Annotated in this window: 17 protein-coding genes and 2 tRNA genes; 12 read left to right on the top strand and 7 right to left on the bottom strand. The window is 60.8% G+C overall.

The window, feature by feature from the left end; all coding sequences use genetic code 11:
• The first annotated feature begins 176 nt into the window (after positions 1 to 176).
• From clpX to CIT31_RS31330, 3 genes are all read left to right on the top strand, one after another.
• A complete protein-coding gene (clpX, locus tag CIT31_RS31340) occupies positions 177 to 1,451 on the top strand; it encodes an ATP-dependent Clp protease ATP-binding subunit ClpX (protein ID WP_029353486.1) in 1,275 nt (424 codons plus the stop codon).
• Positions 1,452 to 1,734: 283 nt separating this feature from the next.
• A complete protein-coding gene (gene lon, locus CIT31_RS31335) occupies positions 1,735 to 4,146 on the top strand; it encodes an endopeptidase La (protein WP_029353488.1) in 2,412 nt (803 codons plus the stop codon).
• A 194-nt stretch (positions 4,147 to 4,340) separates the two neighbouring features.
• On the top strand, positions 4,341 to 4,613 hold the full coding sequence (locus CIT31_RS31330; protein ID WP_023798342.1) for an HU family DNA-binding protein: 273 nt from the start codon (positions 4,341 to 4,343) through the stop codon (positions 4,611 to 4,613).
• 87 nt (positions 4,614 to 4,700) lie between these two features.
• Here the strand turns inward: CIT31_RS31330 and CIT31_RS31325 are convergent, their stop codons facing one another.
• On the bottom strand, positions 4,701 to 5,723 hold the full coding sequence (locus tag CIT31_RS31325) for an aldo/keto reductase (protein WP_095521698.1): 1,023 nt from the start codon (positions 5,721 to 5,723) through the stop codon (positions 4,701 to 4,703).
• Between the two features lie 134 nt (positions 5,724 to 5,857).
• On the opposite strand from CIT31_RS31325, the gene CIT31_RS34520 reads away from it, so the two are divergent.
• Positions 5,858 to 5,998 (top strand): hypothetical protein, encoded by a 141-nt coding sequence (locus CIT31_RS34520; protein WP_164759587.1) that lies wholly within the window; start codon positions 5,858 to 5,860, stop codon positions 5,996 to 5,998.
• Positions 5,999 to 6,002: 4 nt separating this feature from the next.
• The gene (locus CIT31_RS31320; protein ID WP_095521697.1) at positions 6,003 to 6,746 is read left to right on the top strand and encodes a creatininase family protein; all 744 of its coding nucleotides are present in this window, start codon (positions 6,003 to 6,005) and stop codon (positions 6,744 to 6,746) included.
• A gap of 45 nt (positions 6,747 to 6,791) precedes the next feature.
• Here CIT31_RS31320 and CIT31_RS31315 read toward each other — a convergent pair whose 3' ends face one another.
• The 3 genes from CIT31_RS31315 to CIT31_RS31305 form a co-directional block, all read right to left on the bottom strand.
• Positions 6,792 to 7,709, bottom strand: coding sequence for a carbohydrate ABC transporter permease (locus CIT31_RS31315; RefSeq protein WP_095521696.1), 918 nt, complete (start codon positions 7,707 to 7,709; stop codon positions 6,792 to 6,794).
• 13 nt (positions 7,710 to 7,722) lie between these two features.
• On the bottom strand, positions 7,723 to 8,844 hold the full coding sequence (locus CIT31_RS31310) for a carbohydrate ABC transporter permease (protein ID WP_029353496.1): 1,122 nt from the start codon (positions 8,842 to 8,844) through the stop codon (positions 7,723 to 7,725).
• 100 nt (positions 8,845 to 8,944) lie between these two features.
• The gene (locus CIT31_RS31305) at positions 8,945 to 10,609 is read right to left on the bottom strand and encodes an ABC transporter substrate-binding protein (protein WP_029353498.1); all 1,665 of its coding nucleotides are present in this window, start codon (positions 10,607 to 10,609) and stop codon (positions 8,945 to 8,947) included.
• 294 nt (positions 10,610 to 10,903) lie between these two features.
• Between CIT31_RS31305 and CIT31_RS31300 the strand changes: the two genes are divergently transcribed.
• The 3 genes from CIT31_RS31300 (at position 10,904) to rbsK (ending at position 13,476) form a co-directional block, all read left to right on the top strand.
• Positions 10,904 to 11,962 carry an ABC transporter ATP-binding protein gene (locus CIT31_RS31300; RefSeq protein WP_095521695.1) on the top strand — a complete coding sequence of 353 codons (1,059 nt, stop codon included), beginning with the start codon at positions 10,904 to 10,906 and terminating at the stop codon, positions 11,960 to 11,962.
• A gap of 97 nt (positions 11,963 to 12,059) precedes the next feature.
• Positions 12,060 to 12,512: an RbsD/FucU family protein gene (locus CIT31_RS31295; protein ID WP_095521694.1), complete on the top strand. Its 453-nt coding sequence runs from the start codon at positions 12,060 to 12,062 to the stop codon at positions 12,510 to 12,512.
• A gap of 4 nt (positions 12,513 to 12,516) precedes the next feature.
• The gene (rbsK, locus tag CIT31_RS31290; protein WP_095521693.1) at positions 12,517 to 13,476 is read left to right on the top strand and encodes a ribokinase; all 960 of its coding nucleotides are present in this window, start codon (positions 12,517 to 12,519) and stop codon (positions 13,474 to 13,476) included.
• 298 nt (positions 13,477 to 13,774) lie between these two features.
• On the opposite strand, the gene CIT31_RS31285 is transcribed toward rbsK, so the two are convergent.
• The gene (locus CIT31_RS31285) at positions 13,775 to 14,560 is read right to left on the bottom strand and encodes an ion transporter (RefSeq protein ID WP_095521692.1); all 786 of its coding nucleotides are present in this window, start codon (positions 14,558 to 14,560) and stop codon (positions 13,775 to 13,777) included.
• Positions 14,561 to 14,989: 429 nt separating this feature from the next.
• Here CIT31_RS31285 and CIT31_RS33995 point away from each other — a divergent pair, with 429 nt between their 5' ends.
• Positions 14,990 to 15,601, top strand: a complete 612-nt coding sequence (locus CIT31_RS33995) for an EF-hand domain-containing protein (protein WP_133116241.1) — start codon at positions 14,990 to 14,992, stop codon at positions 15,599 to 15,601.
• A 128-nt stretch (positions 15,602 to 15,729) separates the two neighbouring features.
• Positions 15,730 to 16,260 carry a DUF1003 domain-containing protein gene (locus tag CIT31_RS31275; protein ID WP_095521885.1) on the top strand — a complete coding sequence of 177 codons (531 nt, stop codon included), beginning with the start codon at positions 15,730 to 15,732 and terminating at the stop codon, positions 16,258 to 16,260.
• Positions 16,261 to 16,352: 92 nt separating this feature from the next.
• On the opposite strand, the gene CIT31_RS31270 is transcribed toward CIT31_RS31275, so the two are convergent.
• A tRNA-Asp gene (locus tag CIT31_RS31270) sits at positions 16,353 to 16,429 on the bottom strand.
• Positions 16,430 to 16,644: 215 nt separating this feature from the next.
• Here CIT31_RS31270 and CIT31_RS31265 point away from each other — a divergent pair.
• Positions 16,645 to 16,720, top strand: a tRNA-Val gene (locus CIT31_RS31265).
• 180 nt (positions 16,721 to 16,900) lie between these two features.
• Here the strand turns inward: CIT31_RS31265 and CIT31_RS31260 are convergent.
• Entirely contained in the window at positions 16,901 to 17,386 is a 486-nt protein-coding gene (locus CIT31_RS31260) for a pentapeptide repeat-containing protein (protein ID WP_095521690.1), read from the bottom strand.
• 728 nt (positions 17,387 to 18,114) lie between these two features.
• Between CIT31_RS31260 and asnB the strand changes: the two genes are divergently transcribed.
• Positions 18,115 to 20,052: an asparagine synthase (glutamine-hydrolyzing) gene (gene asnB / locus CIT31_RS31255; RefSeq protein ID WP_095521689.1), complete on the top strand. Its 1,938-nt coding sequence runs from the start codon at positions 18,115 to 18,117 to the stop codon at positions 20,050 to 20,052.
• Position 20,053: the final 1 nt, after the last annotated feature.

Raw genomic sequence — 20,053 nt, 5'->3', positions numbered from 1 at the left:
CGACGGCTTAGCTTTGTGCGGGGTTGGTGCGAATCATTGCGACGTTTTCTGATATGTGTTTCGTACGGAATGCGTTGCGGGAGCCGGAATACTGGCGGCGGCGATTTCCCGCGATAGATTGAGATATGCGCCCTTTCAACCAGACCATCGGCGGGCGGCTATGAAAGGACATGAAAATGAGCAAGGTCGGCAACAACGGCGGTGATTCCAAGAACACGCTTTATTGCTCGTTTTGCGGCAAAAGCCAGCACGAAGTGCGCAAGCTGATCGCCGGCCCGACGGTGTTCATCTGCGACGAATGCGTCGAGCTCTGCATGGACATCATCCGCGAGGAGAACAAGACCTCGATGGTGAAGTCACGCGAGGGCGTGCCGACCCCGCAGGAGATCCTCAAGGTTCTCGACGACTACGTCATCGGCCAGCCCTACGCCAAGCGCGTGCTGTCGGTAGCCGTCCACAACCACTACAAGCGCCTCGCTCATGCCGGCAAGAACAATGACGTCGAGCTGGCGAAGTCCAACATTTTGCTGATCGGCCCGACCGGTTGCGGCAAGACGCTGCTTGCGCAGACGCTGGCCCGCATCATCGACGTGCCGTTCACCATGGCCGATGCGACGACGCTGACCGAGGCCGGCTATGTCGGCGAGGATGTCGAGAACATCATCCTGAAGCTCTTGCAGTCGGCCGACTACAATGTCGAGCGAGCCCAGCGCGGCATCGTCTATATCGACGAGATCGACAAGATCTCGCGCAAGTCGGACAATCCTTCGATCACCCGCGATGTGTCGGGCGAGGGCGTCCAGCAGGCGCTGTTGAAGATCATGGAAGGTACGGTCGCTTCCGTACCGCCGCAGGGCGGCAGGAAGCATCCTCAGCAGGAATTCCTGCAGGTTGACACCGCCAACATCCTGTTCATCTGCGGCGGCGCCTTCGCCGGCCTCGACAAGATCATCTCGGATCGCGGCCGCAAGACGTCGATCGGCTTCGGCGCCACCGTCGCTTCGCCCGAGGATCGCCGCACCGGAGACGTTTTCCGCCTGGTCGAGCCTGAGGATCTGTTGAAGTTCGGCCTCATTCCCGAGTTTGTCGGCCGTCTGCCAGTCCTGGCGACGCTGGAGGACCTCGACGAGCCGGCGCTGATCCAGATCCTGACCGAGCCGAAGAACGCGCTGGTCAAGCAGTACCAGCGGCTGTTCGAGATGGAGAATGTCGACCTGACCTTCCATGAGAATGCGCTGTCGGCGATCGCCAAGCGCGCCATCGAGCGCAAGACCGGCGCGCGCGGCCTGCGCTCGATCATGGAAGCGATCCTGCTCGACACGATGTTCGAACTGCCGGCGCTGGAAGGCGTGCGCGAAGTGGTTATTTCGGAAGAGGTGGTGTCCGGTAACGCCAGGCCGCTCTACATCTATTCCGAGCAGAAGGAAAAAAAGGGCAACGTCAGCGCCTGACGTGAGCCCCTGCAGTGGAATTCTTCAAACGGCGCCGTGAGGCGCCGTTTTGCTTTGCGGACGGGCCGACTTATGATGAACGGATTGTGACAGATTGGATGAACGGTTTCGTGTTGACCCTTGATCTTTGCCCCCCGTGCCTCCAACTAACTGAGGAAGGCCGGGGTGCCGAATTCTGTGCTGTAAAACTCCCGTCACAAACGGTGGTAGGCGGAACGATCCTCGGTCGTTAATATGAGATTCGCGGTTGGCGATTGGCAGTCGCGACAAGAAAGGTTGGACAATGGCCAAAATATCCAGGGCTCCCAGCGACGGCGTCTTCGCAGTCCTCCCACTGCGCGACATCGTGGTGTTCCCGCACATGATCGTTCCGCTCTTCGTCGGGCGTGAAAAGTCGATCAAGGCGCTGGAGGAGGTGATGGGTCAGGAAAAGCAGATCCTGCTTGCGACCCAAATGAATGCCGCCGATGACGATCCCGAGGCCGATGCCATCTTCGACATCGGCACGCTCGCCAATGTGCTGCAATTGCTGAAGCTGCCGGACGGCACCGTGAAGGTGCTGGTGGAAGGCGCTTCGCGCGCGAAAATCGTTTCGTTCACCGACCGTCCCGACTTCCACGAGGCCCGCGCCACGGCGCTGGTCGAACCGGATGAGGAAGAGGTCGAGGTCGAGGCGCTGGCCCGTTCCGTCGTCACCGACTTCGAGAACTACGTCAAGCTGAACAAGAAGATCTCGCCCGAAGTGGTGGGTGCCGCCAGCCAGATCGACGACTATTCCAAGCTCGCCGATACGGTTGCCTCGCATCTTGCCATCAAGATCCCCGAGAAGCAGGAGATGCTGGCCACGCTTTCGGTCAAGGAGCGGCTGGAAAAGGCGATGGGCTTCATGGAAGCCGAAATCTCCGTCCTGCAGGTGGAGAAGCGCATCCGTTCGCGCGTCAAGCGCCAGATGGAGAAGACCCAGCGCGAATACTACCTCAACGAGCAGATGAAGGCGATCCAGAAGGAGCTCGGCGAGGGCGAGGACGGCCGCGACGAGGCCGCCGAGATCGAGGCGCGCATCAAGAAGACCAAGCTCTCCAAGGAGGCCCGCGAAAAAGCGGAAGCCGAACTGAAGAAGTTGCGGACGATGTCGCCGATGTCGGCTGAATCGACTGTCGTGCGCAATTATCTCGACTGGATCCTGTCGATACCGTGGGGCAAGAACTCCAAGGTCAAGCAGGATCTGGCCTTCGCGCAGAACGTGCTCGACACCGACCATTTCGGCCTCGACAAGGTCAAGGACCGTATCGTCGAATATCTCGCCGTGCAGAGCCGCCAGAAGAAGCTGAAGGGGCCGATCCTGTGCCTCGTCGGACCTCCCGGCGTCGGCAAGACCTCGCTCGGCAAGTCGATCGCCAAGGCGACCGGCCGCGAGTTTATCCGCATGGCGCTGGGCGGCGTTCGCGACGAGGCCGAGATCCGCGGTCACCGGCGCACCTATATCGGCTCGATGCCCGGCAAGGTCATCCAGTCGATGAAGAAGGCGAAGAAGTCCAACCCGCTCTTCCTGCTCGACGAGATCGACAAGATGGGCCAGGATTTCCGCGGCGACCCGTCGTCGGCCTTGCTTGAGGTGCTCGATCCCGAGCAGAACTCGACGTTCATGGACCACTACCTCGAGGTCGAATACGACCTGTCGAGTGTGATGTTCGTGACGACGGCGAACACGCTGAACATTCCTGCGCCCTTGATGGATCGCATGGAGATCATCCGTATCGCCGGCTACACCGAGGACGAGAAGATCGAGATCGCCAAGCGTCACCTGATGCCCAAGGTGATCCGCGATCACGCCCTGCAGCCGAAGGAGTTCTCAGTCGGCGAGGACGCGATCCGCGGCATCATCCAGACCTACACCCGTGAAGCAGGCGTCAGGAGCCTGGAGCGCGAGCTGATGAAGCTCGGCCGCAAGGCGGTGACAGAGATCCTGAAGACCAAGAAGAAGACGGTCGACATCACGGCGGACAATCTCGCCGATTACCTTGGTGTTCCGCGCTTCCGCTTCGGTCAGGTCGAGGCCGACGATCAGGTTGGCGTCGTCACCGGGCTTGCCTGGACGGAAGTCGGCGGCGAGTTGCTGACGATCGAAGGTGTCATGATGCCCGGCAAGGGCCGCATGACCGTGACCGGCAATCTGCGCGACGTGATGAAGGAATCGATCTCGGCGGCGGCCTCCTACGTCCGCTCGCGGGCTATCGATTTCGGCGTCGAGCCGCCGCTGTTCGACAAGCGCGACATCCACGTCCACGTGCCCGAGGGCGCAACGCCCAAGGACGGACCGTCGGCGGGTGTGGCGATGGCGACGGCGATCGTCTCGGTGCTGACCGGCATCCCGGTCAGGGCCGATGTGGCGATGACCGGCGAGATCACGCTGCGCGGCAGGGTGCTGCCGATCGGCGGGCTCAAGGAGAAGCTGCTTGCAGCGCTGCGCGGCGGCATCAAGAAGGTGCTGATCCCGGAAGACAACGCCAAGGATCTGGCGGAGATTCCGGACAACGTAAAGAACGGTATGGAGATCGTTCCGGTCGCGCGGGTTGGTGAAGTCTTGCGCCATGCGCTGGTGCGTATGCCGGAGCCGATCGACTGGGTCGAACCAGCCAATGCGCCGGCTGCGGTGGATGCCGGGGACGACGCTGGCAAGTCACTCGCCCATTAGCTACTGCTAAAGTTGCAATGCACAAGAGAGAGCCGGGCCTAGCGCCCGGCTTTTTCATGTGAAAAACCCCGGAATTCCGGGGTTTTTTCGACTCGTTTGACGCTTTTCGACTTGGTTGCGGAAGCGCTTCTTTCTAAAGTCCGTTTCCTGCCGGATGAGTCGTACGTTCCGGTTTCTCATGGAAGGGAATTTTTATGAACAAGAACGAACTGGTGTCCGCTGTCGCCGATGCCGCGAGTATTTCGAAGGGTGACGCGCAGTCGGCGGTTGATGCGGTGTTCTCCGTCATCACCGGCGAACTGAAAAAGGGCGGCGATGTCCGGCTTGTCGGCTTCGGAAATTTCACAGTGTCAAAACGCGCTGCCTCGACCGGCCGCAATCCGCAGACCGGCGCGGAAGTGCAGATTCCGGCGCGCACCGTGCCGAAGTTTTCGGCCGGCAAGGGCCTCAAGGACGCAGTCAACTAAGCGCCTTCTTACCCTTTTCAGAGACCAGAAAAGCCGGGCATTCCCCGGCTTTTCCTTTGCACCCGCTTTGGCGGGCAGCGGACGGCTCTATGCCGTCGGCGCATCCGCGCGCATCAGCCCTTCCTTTTTGAGATCGGCCCAGAGCGCTGATGGCAGTTTCGCGTCGAGCAGCGACCGGTTGCTTTCGACCTCGCTCGGCCGCTGGCCGCCGGGGATCACCGACACGACCGAAGGGTGCAGCAGCGGAAATTGCAATGCCGCCTCGATCAGGCGGACGCCGTGGCGTTTGCAAATGGCCTCGATGCGCGCGACGCGGTCGAGGATGTCCTGCGGCGCCTCGGAATAATTGTAATAGGCGCCGGGCTTCGGTCCGGTTGCCAGGATGCCGGAATTATACGGCCCGCCGAGAACGATGCCGATGCCGCGCTTCTGGCATAGCGGCAGGAAGGATTGCAGCGCCTCCTGCTCCAGCAGCGTATAGCGCCCGGCAAGCAGGAAAAGGTCGAAGTCGCCACGCTCGGCAAGTGTCTGGGCAACCTGCCATTCGTTGATGCCGCCGCCGAATGCCTTGATGACGCCCTGGTCACGCAAGGCCAGCAGCCCGTAATAGCCCGAGCGCATGAACTCCTCGATGCGTTGGTCCGAGGCCTCCTTGCTGCCATGGGTGAAGATGTCGAGATCATGCACGAAAAGGATGTCGATGCGGTCGACGCCGAGGCGCTCGAGCGAGGCTTCGAAGGAGCGCATGACGCCGTCATAGCTGTAGTCGTAGACCTCGCGGCGCGACGGCGTATCGAAGAACTTGCCGATGCCGGTGCGTTGGTCCGGCGGGCAGGCGCGCATGATGCGGCCGACTTTGCTCGACAGCACCAAGTCGTCGCGCTTTTTCGAACGCAGGAACGGATTGAGTCGCGTTTCCGACAGGCCAAGCCCGTAGAGTGGCGCGGTGTCGTAGTAACGGCAGCCGACTCGCCAGGCGGTCTCCAAGGTGGCGTTGGCATCCTCGTCGGAGACAGCGCGATAGAGGTTTCCCAGCGGCGCCGTGCCGAAGCCGAGTTCCGTGAACGCGATGCCGCCATTGCCGATGCGGTCGAAATGCCGTGTCTTCATGTCCTTGCCGTTTCCTCACCTACGCAATTGCCATGACACTATCACGCCTGGGGCACTGCAAAAGCACTCCGAGCCATTGGACACGGATTATCACGGTGATAGCATGAGCAAAAACAACCTCTTCGGGGAAAAACATGGCACAAACATTCAGGCAGGTCTCCGGTTCCAATGCTGGCAAAAACCTGTTCGAGGCTGTGCTCGACGAGCTTGGCACTGTGGTGGCTCGGATCGGCGAGAGCCGCATCGACGCCGACGGCCAAACCAACATGGAATAGGGTCATGCGCTACGAGCTGATGCTGCCGCACCAGATCCGCAAGGCGATCGCCGAAAACTGGCCGGTCGTGCTCCCGCTCGGCGTGCTCGAATACCACGGTGAGCACATGGCCGTCGGCATGGATACGCTGGCAGTCGTCAAGATGCTGGAGCTGTTCGAAAAAGAAGCCGACATCGTCATCCTGCCGCCGTTCTACTATGGCGCGGCGAGCTACGCTGTGGCGCCGCCGGAGGGCAATGGCTCGGTTCAGGTCGGCGGAAATGCGTTGGCGCCGTTCGCAGATGAACTGTTCTACAGCCTGCTGCGCATCGGCTTTTGCAACATCCACGCCATCATCCATCACCAGACCGAGAATTTTGTTGCCGGCATGCCGACCGATCTCGCCTTCAAGACCGCCGGCCGCCAGGCGATCTTCCGTTTTCTGGAGAAGGAGCGCGGCGAGGGCTGGTGGGGCTCCGAGGCGATGGCAGGCTATTATGCCGAACATGCCGAAGGCGCCAATTTCTTCAACTGGATACAGGTGCATCCGCTGATGCCGGCAGCAATAAACGGCCAGTATCCGTTCGATCATGCCGGCATCGGCGAGACGTCGCTGATGCTGGCGCTATGCCCGGAAGCGGTGGACGCCGGCCGCTTCGCCGACAATACGGGATGGTACACGGCGACCGCCCCGGACGCCTCGGCGGAACTGGGGCAAAAGGGCGCCGCGATGATCCTCAAGCATTTGCGGGCGATATTGTCGGCCTAACGCGGCTCTGCCTCCTCCCAAAGGGGAGAAGGGAAGAAGGAGCCGCTACTTCACCGCGCCCGCGGTCATGCCCATGATCAGATACCGCTCCAGCGCGATGCCGATGACGGCAAGCGGCGTGATTGCGGCGGTGGCCAGCGCCGCCATCGACCACCAGTTGATGCCTTGCGAACCGGTCTGGCTCGCCACCATCACGGGAATGGTCTTGGCGTCGGTCGAGGTCAGAAGTGCGGCGAAGAAATACTCGTTCCAGCACAGCACCATCGCCAGGATGAATGCGGCAACCATGCCCGGCAGCGCAATCGGCATGACAATGCGGAAGAAGGCGCCCCAGATCGACAGGCCGTCGACGAGGGCTGCTTCCTCCAGTTCGACCGGGATCGAATTGAACTGGTCGCGCATGATCCAGATGACGATCGGCAGCACCATCAGCGTGTAGAGCAGGATCAGCCCGATGCGGGTGTCGAGCATGCCGACTTCCCGGTACAGCACGAGAAAGGGCAGGGCGAGCACGACCGGCGGCAGGATCAGCTGCGACAGGAAGAAGAAGGAGATGTCCTCGTTCTTGAACCAGGCGAAGTGATAGCGGTAGCGGGTGAGGCCGTATGCGGCGAGACTGCCGATGACGATGGCGAGGCTCGACGCGCCGACCGAGGTGATGACCGAATTCATGAAGCGCTTGATGAATTCGTCGCGCACTGTCGAGGTTCGGAAGATCGAGTCGGGCGACAGGCCGAGCGAGCGCCAACCCTTCCAGTCCGGCCGGAAGTCGACGAACGGGATGAGATGGCCCTGGGTGACGTCGACGGCGGTTTTGAACGAGGTGGTTATTGTCCAGTAGATCGGGAACAGGCAGATGAAGGCCCAGAAGACCAGCGCCCCATAGATGAAGAGGCGGTTCGCGAAAAAGCTCGCCGGCGAGCGGATTTCGGAAGCGGCATACTCGGTGGTCTGGACGCTCATGTCACCGCCCCATTCAATTGACGTTGCGCACGAAGCGGTTGGCGAATTTCAACAGCCACGTCACGAACACGATGATGATGATGAGGTAGGCCATCGCCAGCATGGTGCCGTAGCCGACATTCGAGCGGTCGCGATACTCGCGATAGATGAAGCTCGACACGGAATCGGTCGCGCCGCCCGGGCCGCCCGAGGTGACGGTGATGATGATGTCGGCAAGCTTCAGTTTGAAGATGATGCGCAGGATGATCGCCGTCACCGACACCGGCAGCATTAGCGGGAACGTGACCTGCCAGAAGGTCTGCCAGGCATTGGCACCGTCAACCCTGGCCGCCTCAAGAACCTCGCGCGACATCGCCTGAAGGCCGGCGAGCAGCATGATCATCATGAACGGGATGAAGGTCCAGGCATCCAGCACCATGATCGAGATGCGGGCGGTGATCGGGTTTGAAAAGAAGGCGGGGTTTTCCCAGCCGAGTTGGCGCGCCAGCGCAGCGGCCGGCCCGAACCGGTATTCCATCAGCGACTTGCCGATCATCCACGACACCGCGACCGGCGACAGCATCAACGGCATGAGGAAGACGACACGGAAGAATTTGCGCGCCCTGATCTGTGCGTTGAGCAGCAGGGCGAGGCCGAAGGCGATGACATATTCGACCAGTACCGCGAGCACGTAGAGCACCATGTTGAACAGCGCATTGCGGTAGTAGGGATCCGCCAGCATCTGCCAGAAATTGTCGAGCCCGTTGAATTTCCGGCCGGAGAAGGAACTGAGGTTCCAGTCGGTCAGCGCGATGTAGAAGCCGAACAGCGTCGGGAAGATCACCATCGCGATGGTGAACAGCAGCGCCGGCAGCAGGAACAGCGCGCGCTGGCCGTCTTCGCCGCGCGTCAGCACCTGGCCGACGCCGAGTGCTATACCCCACAGCACATAGGCATAGACGACCGGCCTCCAGGTCTCGAAGCCGATCGTGTCGACTTCTGTCTTGTAGAGGATCTGAACTGCGATCACTGCCAGCAGGCCGAGCGTCGCAGCGGCCATCAACGCCCGGCCGAGCCGCTTACGGCCCGGCGATATCAGATCGGATGGAGCGGCGTTTGCCGGCCACGCATCGGTGGGCAAAGTCTGGTCAGCCACGCGTCTCGTCCGTTCACTGAAGGCTTTTATGACCGGCTCGCCGGTCAAGATGTGGTCCGGCGGCTTTGCGTCGCCGGACCACGGTTCCTACAATCTCAACCTACATGCCAAGCGAGGCCTTGTAGAGCTTGATCTGGTTTTCGCGGCCGATCTGGTCGGTCAGCTTCTCCCAGGCGGCTGCGATGGCGTCGGCGCCTTCCTGCGCCGTCATCTTGCCGGCGAATGTGTTGGCCAGGATGTCCTCGGCGGCGCTGTAATACTGGAAGATGCCGGGGATGCGCGGCTCGATCGCGGCGTTCGGATGGTTGTAGCTGTCGGCCTCCGACTTCAGATACGAGGTGATGAAAGCCTCGTCGTAACCGGCCGCCACCCATTCCGGAATGTCGAAATGCGAGTTGCGGTAGGGTTGGAAGCCGGACGGGTATGCCGCGCACCAGAGCGACAGGTCCTTGCCGCCGAGATGGGCAGCGGCAGACCACGCCGCCTTCTTCTTCTTTTCGTCGCTGTCGACCCGTGCCATGACGTAGACGCCCCAGCCGAGATAGGCGCAGTTCGGCGAATAATTCGGGCCGCTGGCGAGCTTGTCCCACTGGCCGGTCTTGGAATTGTAGACGTCGTCCGAGCCTGGCAGGATCGAGAAGCCGGTGACGTCGCCAACGACCGACGAGTCGTTGGTCTTGACGTTGGAGCCGACGTCGCCCCACCAGGTGACCATCGAACCGGTGCCGGCCAGGAATTGCTGGAAGGCGGTGGTATTCGGGTCGGCGTTGATCTGGTCGGCGGGCTCGGAAGGCAGCGCGTCGATCACGTCCTGGATCGCCCGCACCCAGGCCGGATTGTTGATGCGCGGCTTCATCGTATCGGCATCGAACAGCCAGGCCTTGTCGTCAGGATGCTTGGCATAGGCGCTGGCGCGGCTGCCGAGGAAGTAGAAGCCGAAGCCGCCCCACGCCTTGGGCGCGTCGAGATAGCCGAAGACATCCTGGCCCTGGAACTGCTTGCCCTTGAGGAACTTGGTCACCGCCTGCACCTGCTGCCAGGTCTTCGGCACGCCCCATTCACCGCCACCGCCGCCGTCCTTCCATGCCTTGGCGAGGTCGGCATCGGCAAACACGTCGGTGCGGTAGTTGAAGTTGTGCGCGTCGCCATCGACGGTCACGCGGTACTGCTTGCCGTCCCACGTGCCTACCGGTGGCTGCAGATAGGCCACGACGTCCTTCATGTCGATCTGGTCCTTGACCCAGTCCGGCATCTCGGAAGTGAGGCCCTTGCCGCAGACGTCGCCTTCGAACGGCGCGCCCATCTCGATGATGTCGAAATCGACGGTGCCGGTGGCGATCGACTGCTGCAGGCGGGCGTTGTAGTCCGCCTGCGCCAGGTCGATCCAGTTGATCTTGGCGCCGGTATAGGTCTCCCACGGCTTCAGGAAGCCGCGAAACAGCACATTGTGCAGGTTCTGGTTGTTGAGGCCCATGAAGGTGAGCTGGACACCGGCGAATTCGCCTTCCTTGACGCTGGCCTTGGTCGCCTCCAGGCAAAGCTCGCCGACCTGCTGGAAGTCGGCATCGGTCGGCTGGCCCTTGCCGACACCGGGGATCTGCAGGATCTGCGCACGCAGCTCGCTTGCGGCGGAAGCCGGGCGCGTCAGCGCGCCAAGCCCGGCGCCGGATGCCGCGGCGATCGCGGCCATGCTGGCTGCGCCCTTGAGGACATCGCGGCGAGTGGCTCCCGCGCGCATAAATTGGTTGTAAAGGCTGACTTTCATTTCGTTCCTCCCAGAATCTCAATGGTGATTGTTTCGGGTGTTTGGAGCGCTGGACGTGTTCCCCAACAACAGCGACTCCTAGAAATAGGGCCCAAGTTTTCCTCCCGCGACACTTCGATTTCCGTGGTCCGAACTAGTGTGCCGGCGCGCCCGGAACAGGGTCATAACCCGAGCCCTTTCACTATTCTCACAACCAAGTGCCGTGTCAACGAGGATGGGGTTTTTTATCTATAAAAGACTGACTTGCCCTCGCCGTTTGCGTTGTTTAGCTTCACCGCAACGAAAGGGGGGCCCATGGCTCAAGTCGCGATCAGCAATGTGGCCAAGGCGTTCGGAACCGTCAAGGTCCTGCACGATGTCAGCGTTGACATCGCCGACGGGCAGTTCGTGGTGCTGGTCGGTCCTTCGGGGTGCGGCAAGTCCACGCTGCTCAGGATGGTGGCGGGGCTGGAGACCGTTTCAGGCGGCACAATCGCCATCGGCGACCGTGTCGTCAATCATCTGCCGCCGGCCAAGCGCGACATCGCCATGGTGTTCCAGAATTACGCACTCTATCCGCACAAGACGGTCGAGCAGAACATGGCCTTTGCGCTGAAGCTGCGGAAGACCGATCCGGCTGTGGTCGCCGAGCGGGTCAAGCGCGCCGCCGATATCCTCGACCTCAATCCCTATCTCAAGCGCTATCCGCGCCAGCTCTCGGGCGGGCAGCGCCAGCGCGTCGCCATGGGCCGCGCCATCGTGCGCAACCCGCAGGTGTTCCTGTTCGACGAGCCGCTCTCCAATCTCGACGCGAAGCTGCGTGTGCAGATGCGCACCGAGATCAAGGAACTGCACCAGCGGCTGAAGACCACCACCATCTATGTCACGCACGACCAGATCGAAGCCATGACCATGGCCGACAAGATCGTCGTGATGCGCGACGGCCGCATCGAGCAGGTCGGCGCGCCACTGGAACTGTTCGACCGGCCGGCCAATCTGTTCGTCGCCGGCTTCATCGGCTCGCCCTCGATGAACCTGCTCAAGGGCGTGGTGCGCAAGGGCGACAAGCCTGTCGTCGAGATCGCCGGGACGCCGTTCCCTATCGCCGCGAACAGCGCCGTGGAGGATGGCCGCAAGGTAGTCTACGGCGTACGGCCCGAGCATCTCGAAATTCACCCCGACGGCGTGCCGGCAAAGATTTCCGTGGTTGAGCCGACCGGTTCCGAAACGCTGGTGTTTCTGCGTTTCGGCGAGGGCGAGATGGTGGCGCTGTTCCGTGAGCGCCACGACTTCAAGCCGGGCGACACGCTTCACCTGAAACCACGGCTGGACCAGGTCCACCTCTTCGACGCAGAGACCGGCCGTCGTCTCTAACACTTTGAATTTGCGCATGATCTTATCCGAAACCGACATCACTCTTCGGGATCACGCGCTAGGTTTCACATCAAAAAGCCCGTTCGGGAGGAATGCCATGCTCAAAGGGATCAATCCGCTGCTCAATGCCGATGTGCTCCAGGCGCTGCGGGCGATGGGCCACGGCGACGATTTGATCATCGCCGACACCAATTTCCCCTCCGATTCGGTGGCCCGCCAGACCGTCCTCGGCCGACTGCTGCGCATCGATGCGCCGGCCGCGGACGTGGTCAAGGCGGTGCTGTCGCTCTATCCGCTGGACAGTTTCGTCGACGATGCGGCCGCCCGCATGGAGATCGTCGGCAAGCCGGACGAGATTCCCGCAGTGCAGCAAGAAGTGCAAAAAGAGATCGATGCTGCTGAGGGCAAGCCATGGCCTATGATCTCGGTCGAACGCTACGCCTTCTACGAACGTGCCAAAAAGGCCTATTGCGTCATCCAGACCGGCGAGCGCCGCTTCTATGGCTGTTTCGCCTTCCGCAAGGGCGTCGTTCCGCCGGATGCGGAGTAAGGAGATGCCAGGCAAGCCTGTCGTCATACTGGGCGTCTTCGTCGCCGACACTGCCTACCGCGCCGCCCGCCAGCCGCGCATGGGCGAGACGCTCCTTGGAACTTCCTTCACGCTTGGCCCCGGCGGCAAGGGCTCCAACCAGGCGGTTGCGGCCGGCCGTCTCGGTGCCGACATCACTTTCCTGACGCGCCTCGGCATCGATCCCTTTGCCGATATGGCCAGGCAGACCTGGGCGCAGGCCGGGGTGAAGAGCGCCGTCATCGACACGCCGGAGAGTTATACGGGTGCGGCCTATATCTTCGTCGAGGAGAGCACCGGCAACAACGCCATCATCGTCAGTCCGGGTGCGGCCATGCTGATTTCGCCCGACGACATCGAGGCTAACGCCGGCCTGATCCGCTCGGCGGGCGTCTTCGTCACCCAGCTCGAGCAGCCGATCGAGGCGGCGATGCGAGCGTTAGAGATCGCGCGCGGGGCAGGCGTGACGACCATCCTCAACCCGGCGCCGGCGGCAAAGCTTCCTGACCGCATCTATACGCTCTGCGACTATGTCACGCCGAACGAGACCGAGGCCGAGGAACTGACCGGTATCAAGGTGTCTTCCATCGACGACGCCCGCCGCGCCGCCGACAGCCTGCTCGAAAAGGGCGTCGGCGCGGTCATTGTAACACTCGGCGACAAAGGCGCGCTGTTGCAAACGGCCAGCCGCTCCGACTATGTCGGCGCGATCAATGCCGGCGCTGTGGTCGAGACCACCGGAGCAGGCGACGCCTTCAATGGCGGCTTGGCCGCAGCACTTGCGAGAGAGGTGGAACCGCTGCAAGCGGTCCGCTTCGCCTGCGCCGTCGCCGGCATTTCGGTCACCCGGCCCGGCACGGCGCCGTCGATGCCGACGCTACAAGAGGTCGAGGCATTGCTCGCAAGGGGTGAGGCCGCCCAGCCTCGCCGGCGCTCTCGACTCTAGTCCGTTCCGACCACGGTGACATATTAGCCACAGTTAATATGAATCGGCAAACCTATCTTGCGTCATTGGCATAGGTGTCCCGTAATGGATCACTGGGTCTGGCGCCGCAATTGCACGGTCAGCAATGCCGGGGGGCACCTTGACCTGGCAATCGGGGGTAATCTGGGGGGGCCGCCGCTTCGCAAATGGAGCGGCGGGCTTTTTCACGGCACTACACCATCAGAGGCCGCCGACGGATAGGAATGGCTGTGTTCTGCAATGTTCGCGGGGAAGTACCTGTCGCGCCGAATGAGGCGATCTAGCCGCGAACGCCGGACAATTCGCGAACCTCTGCCCGCAGCGCCTGTAACTCCGCGAGGATGATGGCCTGATCGCTGTGCAGCGTTGCCCTGTCGGCCGATTCTACGGCTTCATGCTCGGCCTCCATCGCCGAAACGATCACGCCGATGAACAGATTGAGCACGGTGAACGAGGTCGCGATGATGAAGGGGATGAAGAACAGCCAGGCGGTCGGATAGACCGCCATGACCGGGCGCACCACGCCGTCCGACCAGCCTTCGAGAGTCATGACCTGGAAAAGCGTGAAGAGCGATTCCGGTATGCCGCCGAACAGTTCGGGAAAGGACGAGCCGTAGAGCTTCGTCGCCATCACCGCAAAGACGTAGAACACCAGCCCGAGCAACAGCATGATCGAGCCCATGCCGGGCAGGGCGGTGATGAAGCCGGTGACGACACGGCGCAGCGACGGAACGATGCTGATCAGGCGCAGGACCCGCAGGATGCGCAGCGCCCGCAGCACGGAGAGCGAACCGGTCGCGGGGATGAGCGCGAAACCGACGACGAAAAGGTCGAAGATGCGCCATGGATCGCGGAAGAAATTCGTCCTGTAGACGACCACCCGGATCGCGAGTTCGAGCACGAAGACCGCGAGGATCGCGGGGTCGATGGCTGTTAGAAGCGGGCCAAAAACAGCAATCGCATCGGGCGAGGTTTCGAGGCCCAGCGTGACGGCGTTGATCAGGATCAGGACCATGATCGTGAGGTCGAAATGGCGCGATTCGATGAGCGATTTCAGGGCGTCCAAGGCTTCTTCTCCGTTAGAGCATCGGACCAAAAGTGGGAACCGGGTTCGGGAAAATCCAATGCTCAAACGCATATGACAGGCTTGGAATGCAACAAATACAAAAAGTTGAAACTCTCAGGAAACCGAAAGTCGGAACTTTTGTATTGAGGATCCAAGGCCATCCGCGACTCCAGCGTGACAGGCCGGCACTCTAACCACTGAGCTACGCCCGCGCATAGACGAGAACGTGTCAGCCGCGTTCGTCGTTGGGGCGGTGGATAAGCCGCCGGTGTGAGGCGTTACTCGCCAGGGATCGAGAGCCCACGGGCTCGAACGTAACCGCCACAAGGCCCAAACAGCCCGGTCGGAAATAGCCATCTGGCCCGCTGTTAAAGCGAATCGCTGCGCTACGTCGCTGTAGGACCGCATTTTTCTACGGCAGCGCGAACGATGAACCGGCACACAGCGATCATCTACCAACTCGTCAGGAACCATGCGGGGAGCAGCGGGTTTGGCTTGGATGCCGACACGTTCGGTCCACCATTCTCCAAGGAGAATACGATGACATTAGCAAGCAAGACCACAGCAGTTGCCGCGGCGTTGGCTATGCTGGCTTCCCCGGCAGTATCCCAGACGAGCTCACCTGCGCCCGCCGCACCTGCACAGGATCGCACCTCAGAGCCAGCGCCAGGAGTGAGCGGGCCAACCGAAGACTCCATGCGCAATATGATGCGTCAGATGATGACCGAGATGCTGGAGGAGAGAATGCAGGAGCATCGCCGGCCCCGAGCAGAACGACGAGGTGGCGACCGTTGGCATCGCGATTTCCGCAGAGGTCCGCATGACGGGCGCCGAATGGGAGGCGGGATGATGCATGGCGCACGGATGCGAATGATGTTCGCCATAGTGGACGCCGACGGCGATGGTGCGCTTTCTCAAACCGAAGTTCAGGATTTCATCGGGCAGATATTCAACGCCGTCGACGAGAACGGCGATGACAGCGTCGACAGGGAGGAAATCCGATCCTTCTTCCACGGAGGTGCCGACGAAACGGGTGAATAAATCACTGCAAGTCTTGCGCGTTCCTGGACGAAAATTCGGGAAAGGAATTCGGAAATGGCTGGTCTCGTTGGCAAGTTTGTCGGGAAAACCCCGGCGCCTCTAGCGCTTCAAGTCGGGCCTTGATGTCCATGGCCGCGCCACAATCCGCCGACATGCAGTCGGTCCTCCACAACAACATTCAGGCTCTGGTTGACCATCGACGAGAGCAGGAGCAGCATCGGGCGTTTCAAGATCGAATTGCCGGCGTCATTTCCCGTTTCGCGGGGAGCATGGCATTCGTGTATCTGCACCTTGCAATCCTGATCGTCTGGGTTGCGCTGAACCTTGGGGCGATCCGGGCTATTCCACCCTGGGACCCAAGTTTCGTGATATTGGCAATGGTAGCCTCGGTTGAGGCGATCTTCCTGTCTACCTTTGTACTGATCAACCAGAACAGAATGGCTGAGCTCAGCGAGCGCCGCGCTGAGCTGAATCTGCAAATCAGCCTGCTCAACGAGCATGAAACCACGCGACTGATCGAAATGATGTCCGCTCTGACGGAGCGTTTGAAGGTACCGACGCCAGCAGATGACGAACTGCCCCAGCTAGCTCAGAACGTCGATCCTCAAGCGGTGATGAGCCAAATCGAACGGGTCTCTGATAATCAGACCGAGCGCTAGGATTTATCGAGTGCCAGTTCGACACCAGTATCCGAATTGCCGGTCCGGCATTCAGACTTTTTTTCATTTCCAATCAGCTAAGTGATTGAAAATGGCGCGAGTGACGGGGCTCGAACCCGCGACCTCCGGCGTGACAGGCCGGCACTCTAACCAACTGAGCTACACCCGCGCAAGACGAGCACGGTCAGCCGTGTTCGTCGTTGGGGCGGTGGATAAGGCGTAAGCCACCGGGTGTCAAGCGGAGCGCGACAGCATAACAGCAAACAGGAGAAGGTTTTTTGACAAGCCGAATTTTGTTGCCGAAAACGATCAACGGTAAGGGCATCGTGCGCTCATTTGGCCTTGCGAACCCCGTCCTAACTGCTTAAAGGTCCGGCCCGGAGCGGGCGATTAGCTCAGTTGGTAGAGCGCTTCGTTTACACCGAAGATGTCGGCGGTTCGAGCCCGTCATCGCCCACCATAAAATCAATAAGTTCCGCCCAGAAGACGAAGTTACCTCCGGGTTCATTGAACTCGGAGGCAATTCAAAACGGCGCTCTCCCTCAAATGCCGGGACTAAACACTTAGCAGCCTCTGTTATCTATGAGGCCGTCCGGCATTGTTGTGTTGCAAAGTTTGGCGTCCACAAGCAGCGCCGCATCTAAGTTAGCACCAAATGCAAATTTGCCCCCTCCAGGTTTGCGCCCGACAGCTGCACTTGCGCAAGGCGCGCGCCCCTTAGGCTTGCGCCAGTCAAGACCGCTCCTGACAGGCTCGCATTTGAGAGGTTTGCGCCAGAAAGGCTCGCCTTCGACAGGTTCGCATTCGACAGATTCGCGCCAGACAAGTTCGCGTAATTTAGGCTGGCGCCAGATAGTTCCGCGCCGGAAAAATTCGCACGGCTAAGGTCCGCACCATTCATGTTTGATTCTTTGAGGTCGACGCCCGTCAGGTTCGCATTGGTCAGGATCGCGCCCGGCAGATAGCTCCCCGTCATGCTTGCGCCCGATAGGTCGCAGTCTGCGCATATTGCCTTGGACCTGAGACGCTCGACCGCATCCAAATCGAACGCAGTCGAGTAAGAAGTGCCCAGGCCAACGGCCAGCACAGTGGAAACTATCCGTTGTTTTATTCGCCCTCCCAACATGTTTGCGGCTCTATTTGGAAAAATGCGACCCGCGGTTGTAATGCCGCAGATCGCCCAGCGTCTTGGCGTCGTTCCTAATGGCACGCCATCTGTCAACGATGCCTAGAAGTTCGGGCGGCGCGCCCGGTCGGTACACGCGATAGACCACAGGCCATGCCGCCGAATGGTATCACGGGGACCGGCTACCAAACACGACCTCAGGGTTGTTGCGGGCTCTAAACGCGGAACAGATCAGGGCCGGATGGCATCAGGCAGCACTGAACCCTGAATGACTCCTCCGGGTTTCAGTTGAGCCGGCGGAAATACCCCTCGTTTCCCCCCCGCACATCTCCGCCGGTCCATTCGATATCAGCGCGTCCGAGATTGCACGTGAGCAGATCGACGGGCGCTCGCTGACTTCGGGGCAAACTGAGCGCTTTTGGTTTCCGCACGTTTGTCGGGCTAGATCGGGGCGGCTCGGGATTGCAAAATCCATCGAGCGAACAAGCGATCTGTGACGGACGACTGAGCCGGCCACGGGCGGCAACGCGACTGCGCCGCGTTGCTCGAACAACAGTTGCGTTTAGCGTTGAAATATACTTCTCCGTCTGGACGAGATAATAAATCTAAAAAAGTACCTTTGTTTTTTAATTATTGTTAACCATGTGGTAGTCGAGGTTATCCGGTTAACGCTTGAGCAAACTATTGACGTTATGTTTCGTACCTCGCTGATATATGAGTCTTAGGTAATGTGCGGATTCGGGGGCTATTTAGGTTCGATCCGGGATGCGGAAGCTTTGCTTGCGCGCATGATAGCTGCGATCGCCCATCGCGGGCCGGATGAGCAAGGGAAATTTGTAACACCCGACGCTGGGCTCGGGCATGCGCGGCTGTCCGTGATCGGGATCGGTGATGGCCAGCAGCCGATGTTCGATGTATCGGGCAACTTGACCATTGCGTTCAACGGCGAGATTTTCAACTACCTGGAACTGCGCGAAGGGCTGATAGCCAAGGGCCGGCGCTTTCGTACGTCGAGCGACACAGAGGTCATCCTGCACCTGTATGACGAGATGGGCGAAGACTGCCTGCCGCTTCTGAACGGCGATTTCGCCTTCGCGATATGGGATAACAGGCGTCGGCGTATGGTGCTTGCACGAGACCGGATGGGTGTCCGGCCGCTGTTCTACACGAACAAGGACGGCGTGCTTTACTTCGCATCGGAGATCAAAGCCCTCATGAAGGTCCCCGGCGTCTCAGCCGAAATCGATCCGATTGCACTCGACCAGATATTTACGCTATGGGCGCCGATCGCTCCCCGCACGGCTTTCCGCAATATCCATGAGCTGGAGCCGGCAAGCGTGATGATCGCGACACAGGGGCAAGTCACGGTCAAACGCTATTGGCACCTCGACTATCCGCATCGGGATGCGCCGTCGACGGTCACGAACGAGGGCGATGCGGCCGAGGAGCTGCAGGCCCTTTTGACCGATGCGGTGAGGCTTCGCATGCGCGCGGACGTGCCGGTCGGTTCTTATCTTTCGGGCGGGCTCGATTCGTCCCTTGTCTCGGCGCTTGCCGCCGGCATGACTCCTCGCAAGCTGCAGACATTTTCCGTGACGTTCGACAGCGCCGAGCACGACGAAAGCGCCTTCCAGACCGAGATGGCTTCAGCACTTGGCACCCATCATCGAACCATTGCCTGCCGTGCCGGCGATATCGCCGGTGTCTTCCCTGAAGTCATCCGCTTTGCCGAGCGGCCGATCATCCGCACGGCCCCGGCCCCCCTCTATAAATTATCCGGCCTCGTTCGACAGGCTGGCCTGAAAGTGGTGCTGACTGGCGAGGGCGCCGACGAGGTCTTCGCAGGCTACGATGTCTTCAAGGAAGCGCGTGTTCGCCGGTTCTGCGGGCGGCAGCCGGCATCGCGCATGAGGCCACAGCTGTTCCGCAGGCTTTATCCCTATCTGCCGGGTCTGCAGCAGCAGTCAGTGGAGTACCTGGCTGCGTTCTTCGGCGCCGGTAACACTGCGCTCGACGATCCGCTGTTCTCGCATCGGCCGCGCTTCAAGACCACGGCGGCGGCGAAGATTTTCTTTTCCGGCGACCTGCGTGCGACGTTGAAGGGCTATGACGCGGCTGAGGACCTGGTCAGCCAGCTGCCCCAAGCATTTTCCCTGTGGCATCCACTGCATCAGGGACAATATCTCGATACCCGCTTCCTCCTGCCGGGTTATATACTCTCCAGCCAAGGCGATCGCATGGCGATGGCGCATGGAATCGAAGGACGTTTCCCTTTCCTCGATCCTCGTTTGGTGGCATTCGCGGCAAGACTACCGCCGGAGATGAAGCTGAAGGGATTGGTGGAAAAGCACATACTTCGCAAGGCAGCCAAGCACCTGCTTCCGACGCCGATCTGGGAGCGCACCAAACAACCTTACCGAGCCCCGGACGCCAGCTCCTTTGTTGGAGCCGGAGAACTGGATTACGTACGCGACTGCTTGAGCGAAGCGAGCATCGCTGCCGGCGGACTATTCAACGCCAAGGCGGTGGCAAACCTTCATGAGAAATGCCGCACGCAGCCAGTATCTGGGTTTCGCGACAACGCGGCCTTCGTCGGCATTTTGTCGACGCAGCTGTGGCAGAGAAATTTCACCGGCCAAGAGGTCGGTGCGGCACGAGCAGCCTGAG

It is taken from the genome of Mesorhizobium wenxiniae (assembly GCF_002284535.1).
Taxonomy (GTDB): Bacteria; Pseudomonadota; Alphaproteobacteria; order Rhizobiales; family Rhizobiaceae; genus Mesorhizobium; species Mesorhizobium wenxiniae.
Note: the sequence above shows the minus strand (reverse complement) of the source record. Positions and strands in the feature narration are given on the sequence as shown.

Excerpts from the sequence above, each read along its gene's own strand:
- clpX (WP_029353486.1), top strand. The coding sequence starts at position 177 with ATGAGCAAGGTCGGCAACAACGGCGGTGATTCCAAGAACACGCTTTAT.
- lon (WP_029353488.1), top strand. The coding sequence starts at position 1,735 with ATGGCCAAAATATCCAGGGCTCCCAGCGACGGCGTCTTCGCAGTCCTC.
- CIT31_RS31330 (WP_023798342.1), top strand. The coding sequence starts at position 4,341 with ATGAACAAGAACGAACTGGTGTCCGCTGTCGCCGATGCCGCGAGTATT.
- CIT31_RS31325 (WP_095521698.1), bottom strand. The coding sequence starts at position 5,723 with ATGAAGACACGGCATTTCGACCGCATCGGCAATGGCGGCATCGCGTTC.
- CIT31_RS34520 (WP_164759587.1), top strand. The coding sequence starts at position 5,858 with ATGGCACAAACATTCAGGCAGGTCTCCGGTTCCAATGCTGGCAAAAAC.
- CIT31_RS31320 (WP_095521697.1), top strand. The coding sequence starts at position 6,003 with ATGCGCTACGAGCTGATGCTGCCGCACCAGATCCGCAAGGCGATCGCC.
- CIT31_RS31315 (WP_095521696.1), bottom strand. The coding sequence starts at position 7,709 with ATGAGCGTCCAGACCACCGAGTATGCCGCTTCCGAAATCCGCTCGCCG.
- CIT31_RS31305 (WP_029353498.1), bottom strand. The coding sequence starts at position 10,609 with ATGAAAGTCAGCCTTTACAACCAATTTATGCGCGCGGGAGCCACTCGC.
- CIT31_RS31300 (WP_095521695.1), top strand. The coding sequence starts at position 10,904 with ATGGCTCAAGTCGCGATCAGCAATGTGGCCAAGGCGTTCGGAACCGTC.
- CIT31_RS31295 (WP_095521694.1), top strand. The coding sequence starts at position 12,060 with ATGCTCAAAGGGATCAATCCGCTGCTCAATGCCGATGTGCTCCAGGCG.
- rbsK (WP_095521693.1), top strand. The coding sequence starts at position 12,517 with ATGCCAGGCAAGCCTGTCGTCATACTGGGCGTCTTCGTCGCCGACACT.
- CIT31_RS33995 (WP_133116241.1), top strand. The coding sequence starts at position 14,990 with ATGAACCGGCACACAGCGATCATCTACCAACTCGTCAGGAACCATGCG.
- CIT31_RS31275 (WP_095521885.1), top strand. The coding sequence starts at position 15,730 with ATGGCCGCGCCACAATCCGCCGACATGCAGTCGGTCCTCCACAACAAC.
- CIT31_RS31260 (WP_095521690.1), bottom strand. The coding sequence starts at position 17,386 with ATGTTGGGAGGGCGAATAAAACAACGGATAGTTTCCACTGTGCTGGCC.
- asnB (WP_095521689.1), top strand. The coding sequence starts at position 18,115 with ATGTGCGGATTCGGGGGCTATTTAGGTTCGATCCGGGATGCGGAAGCT.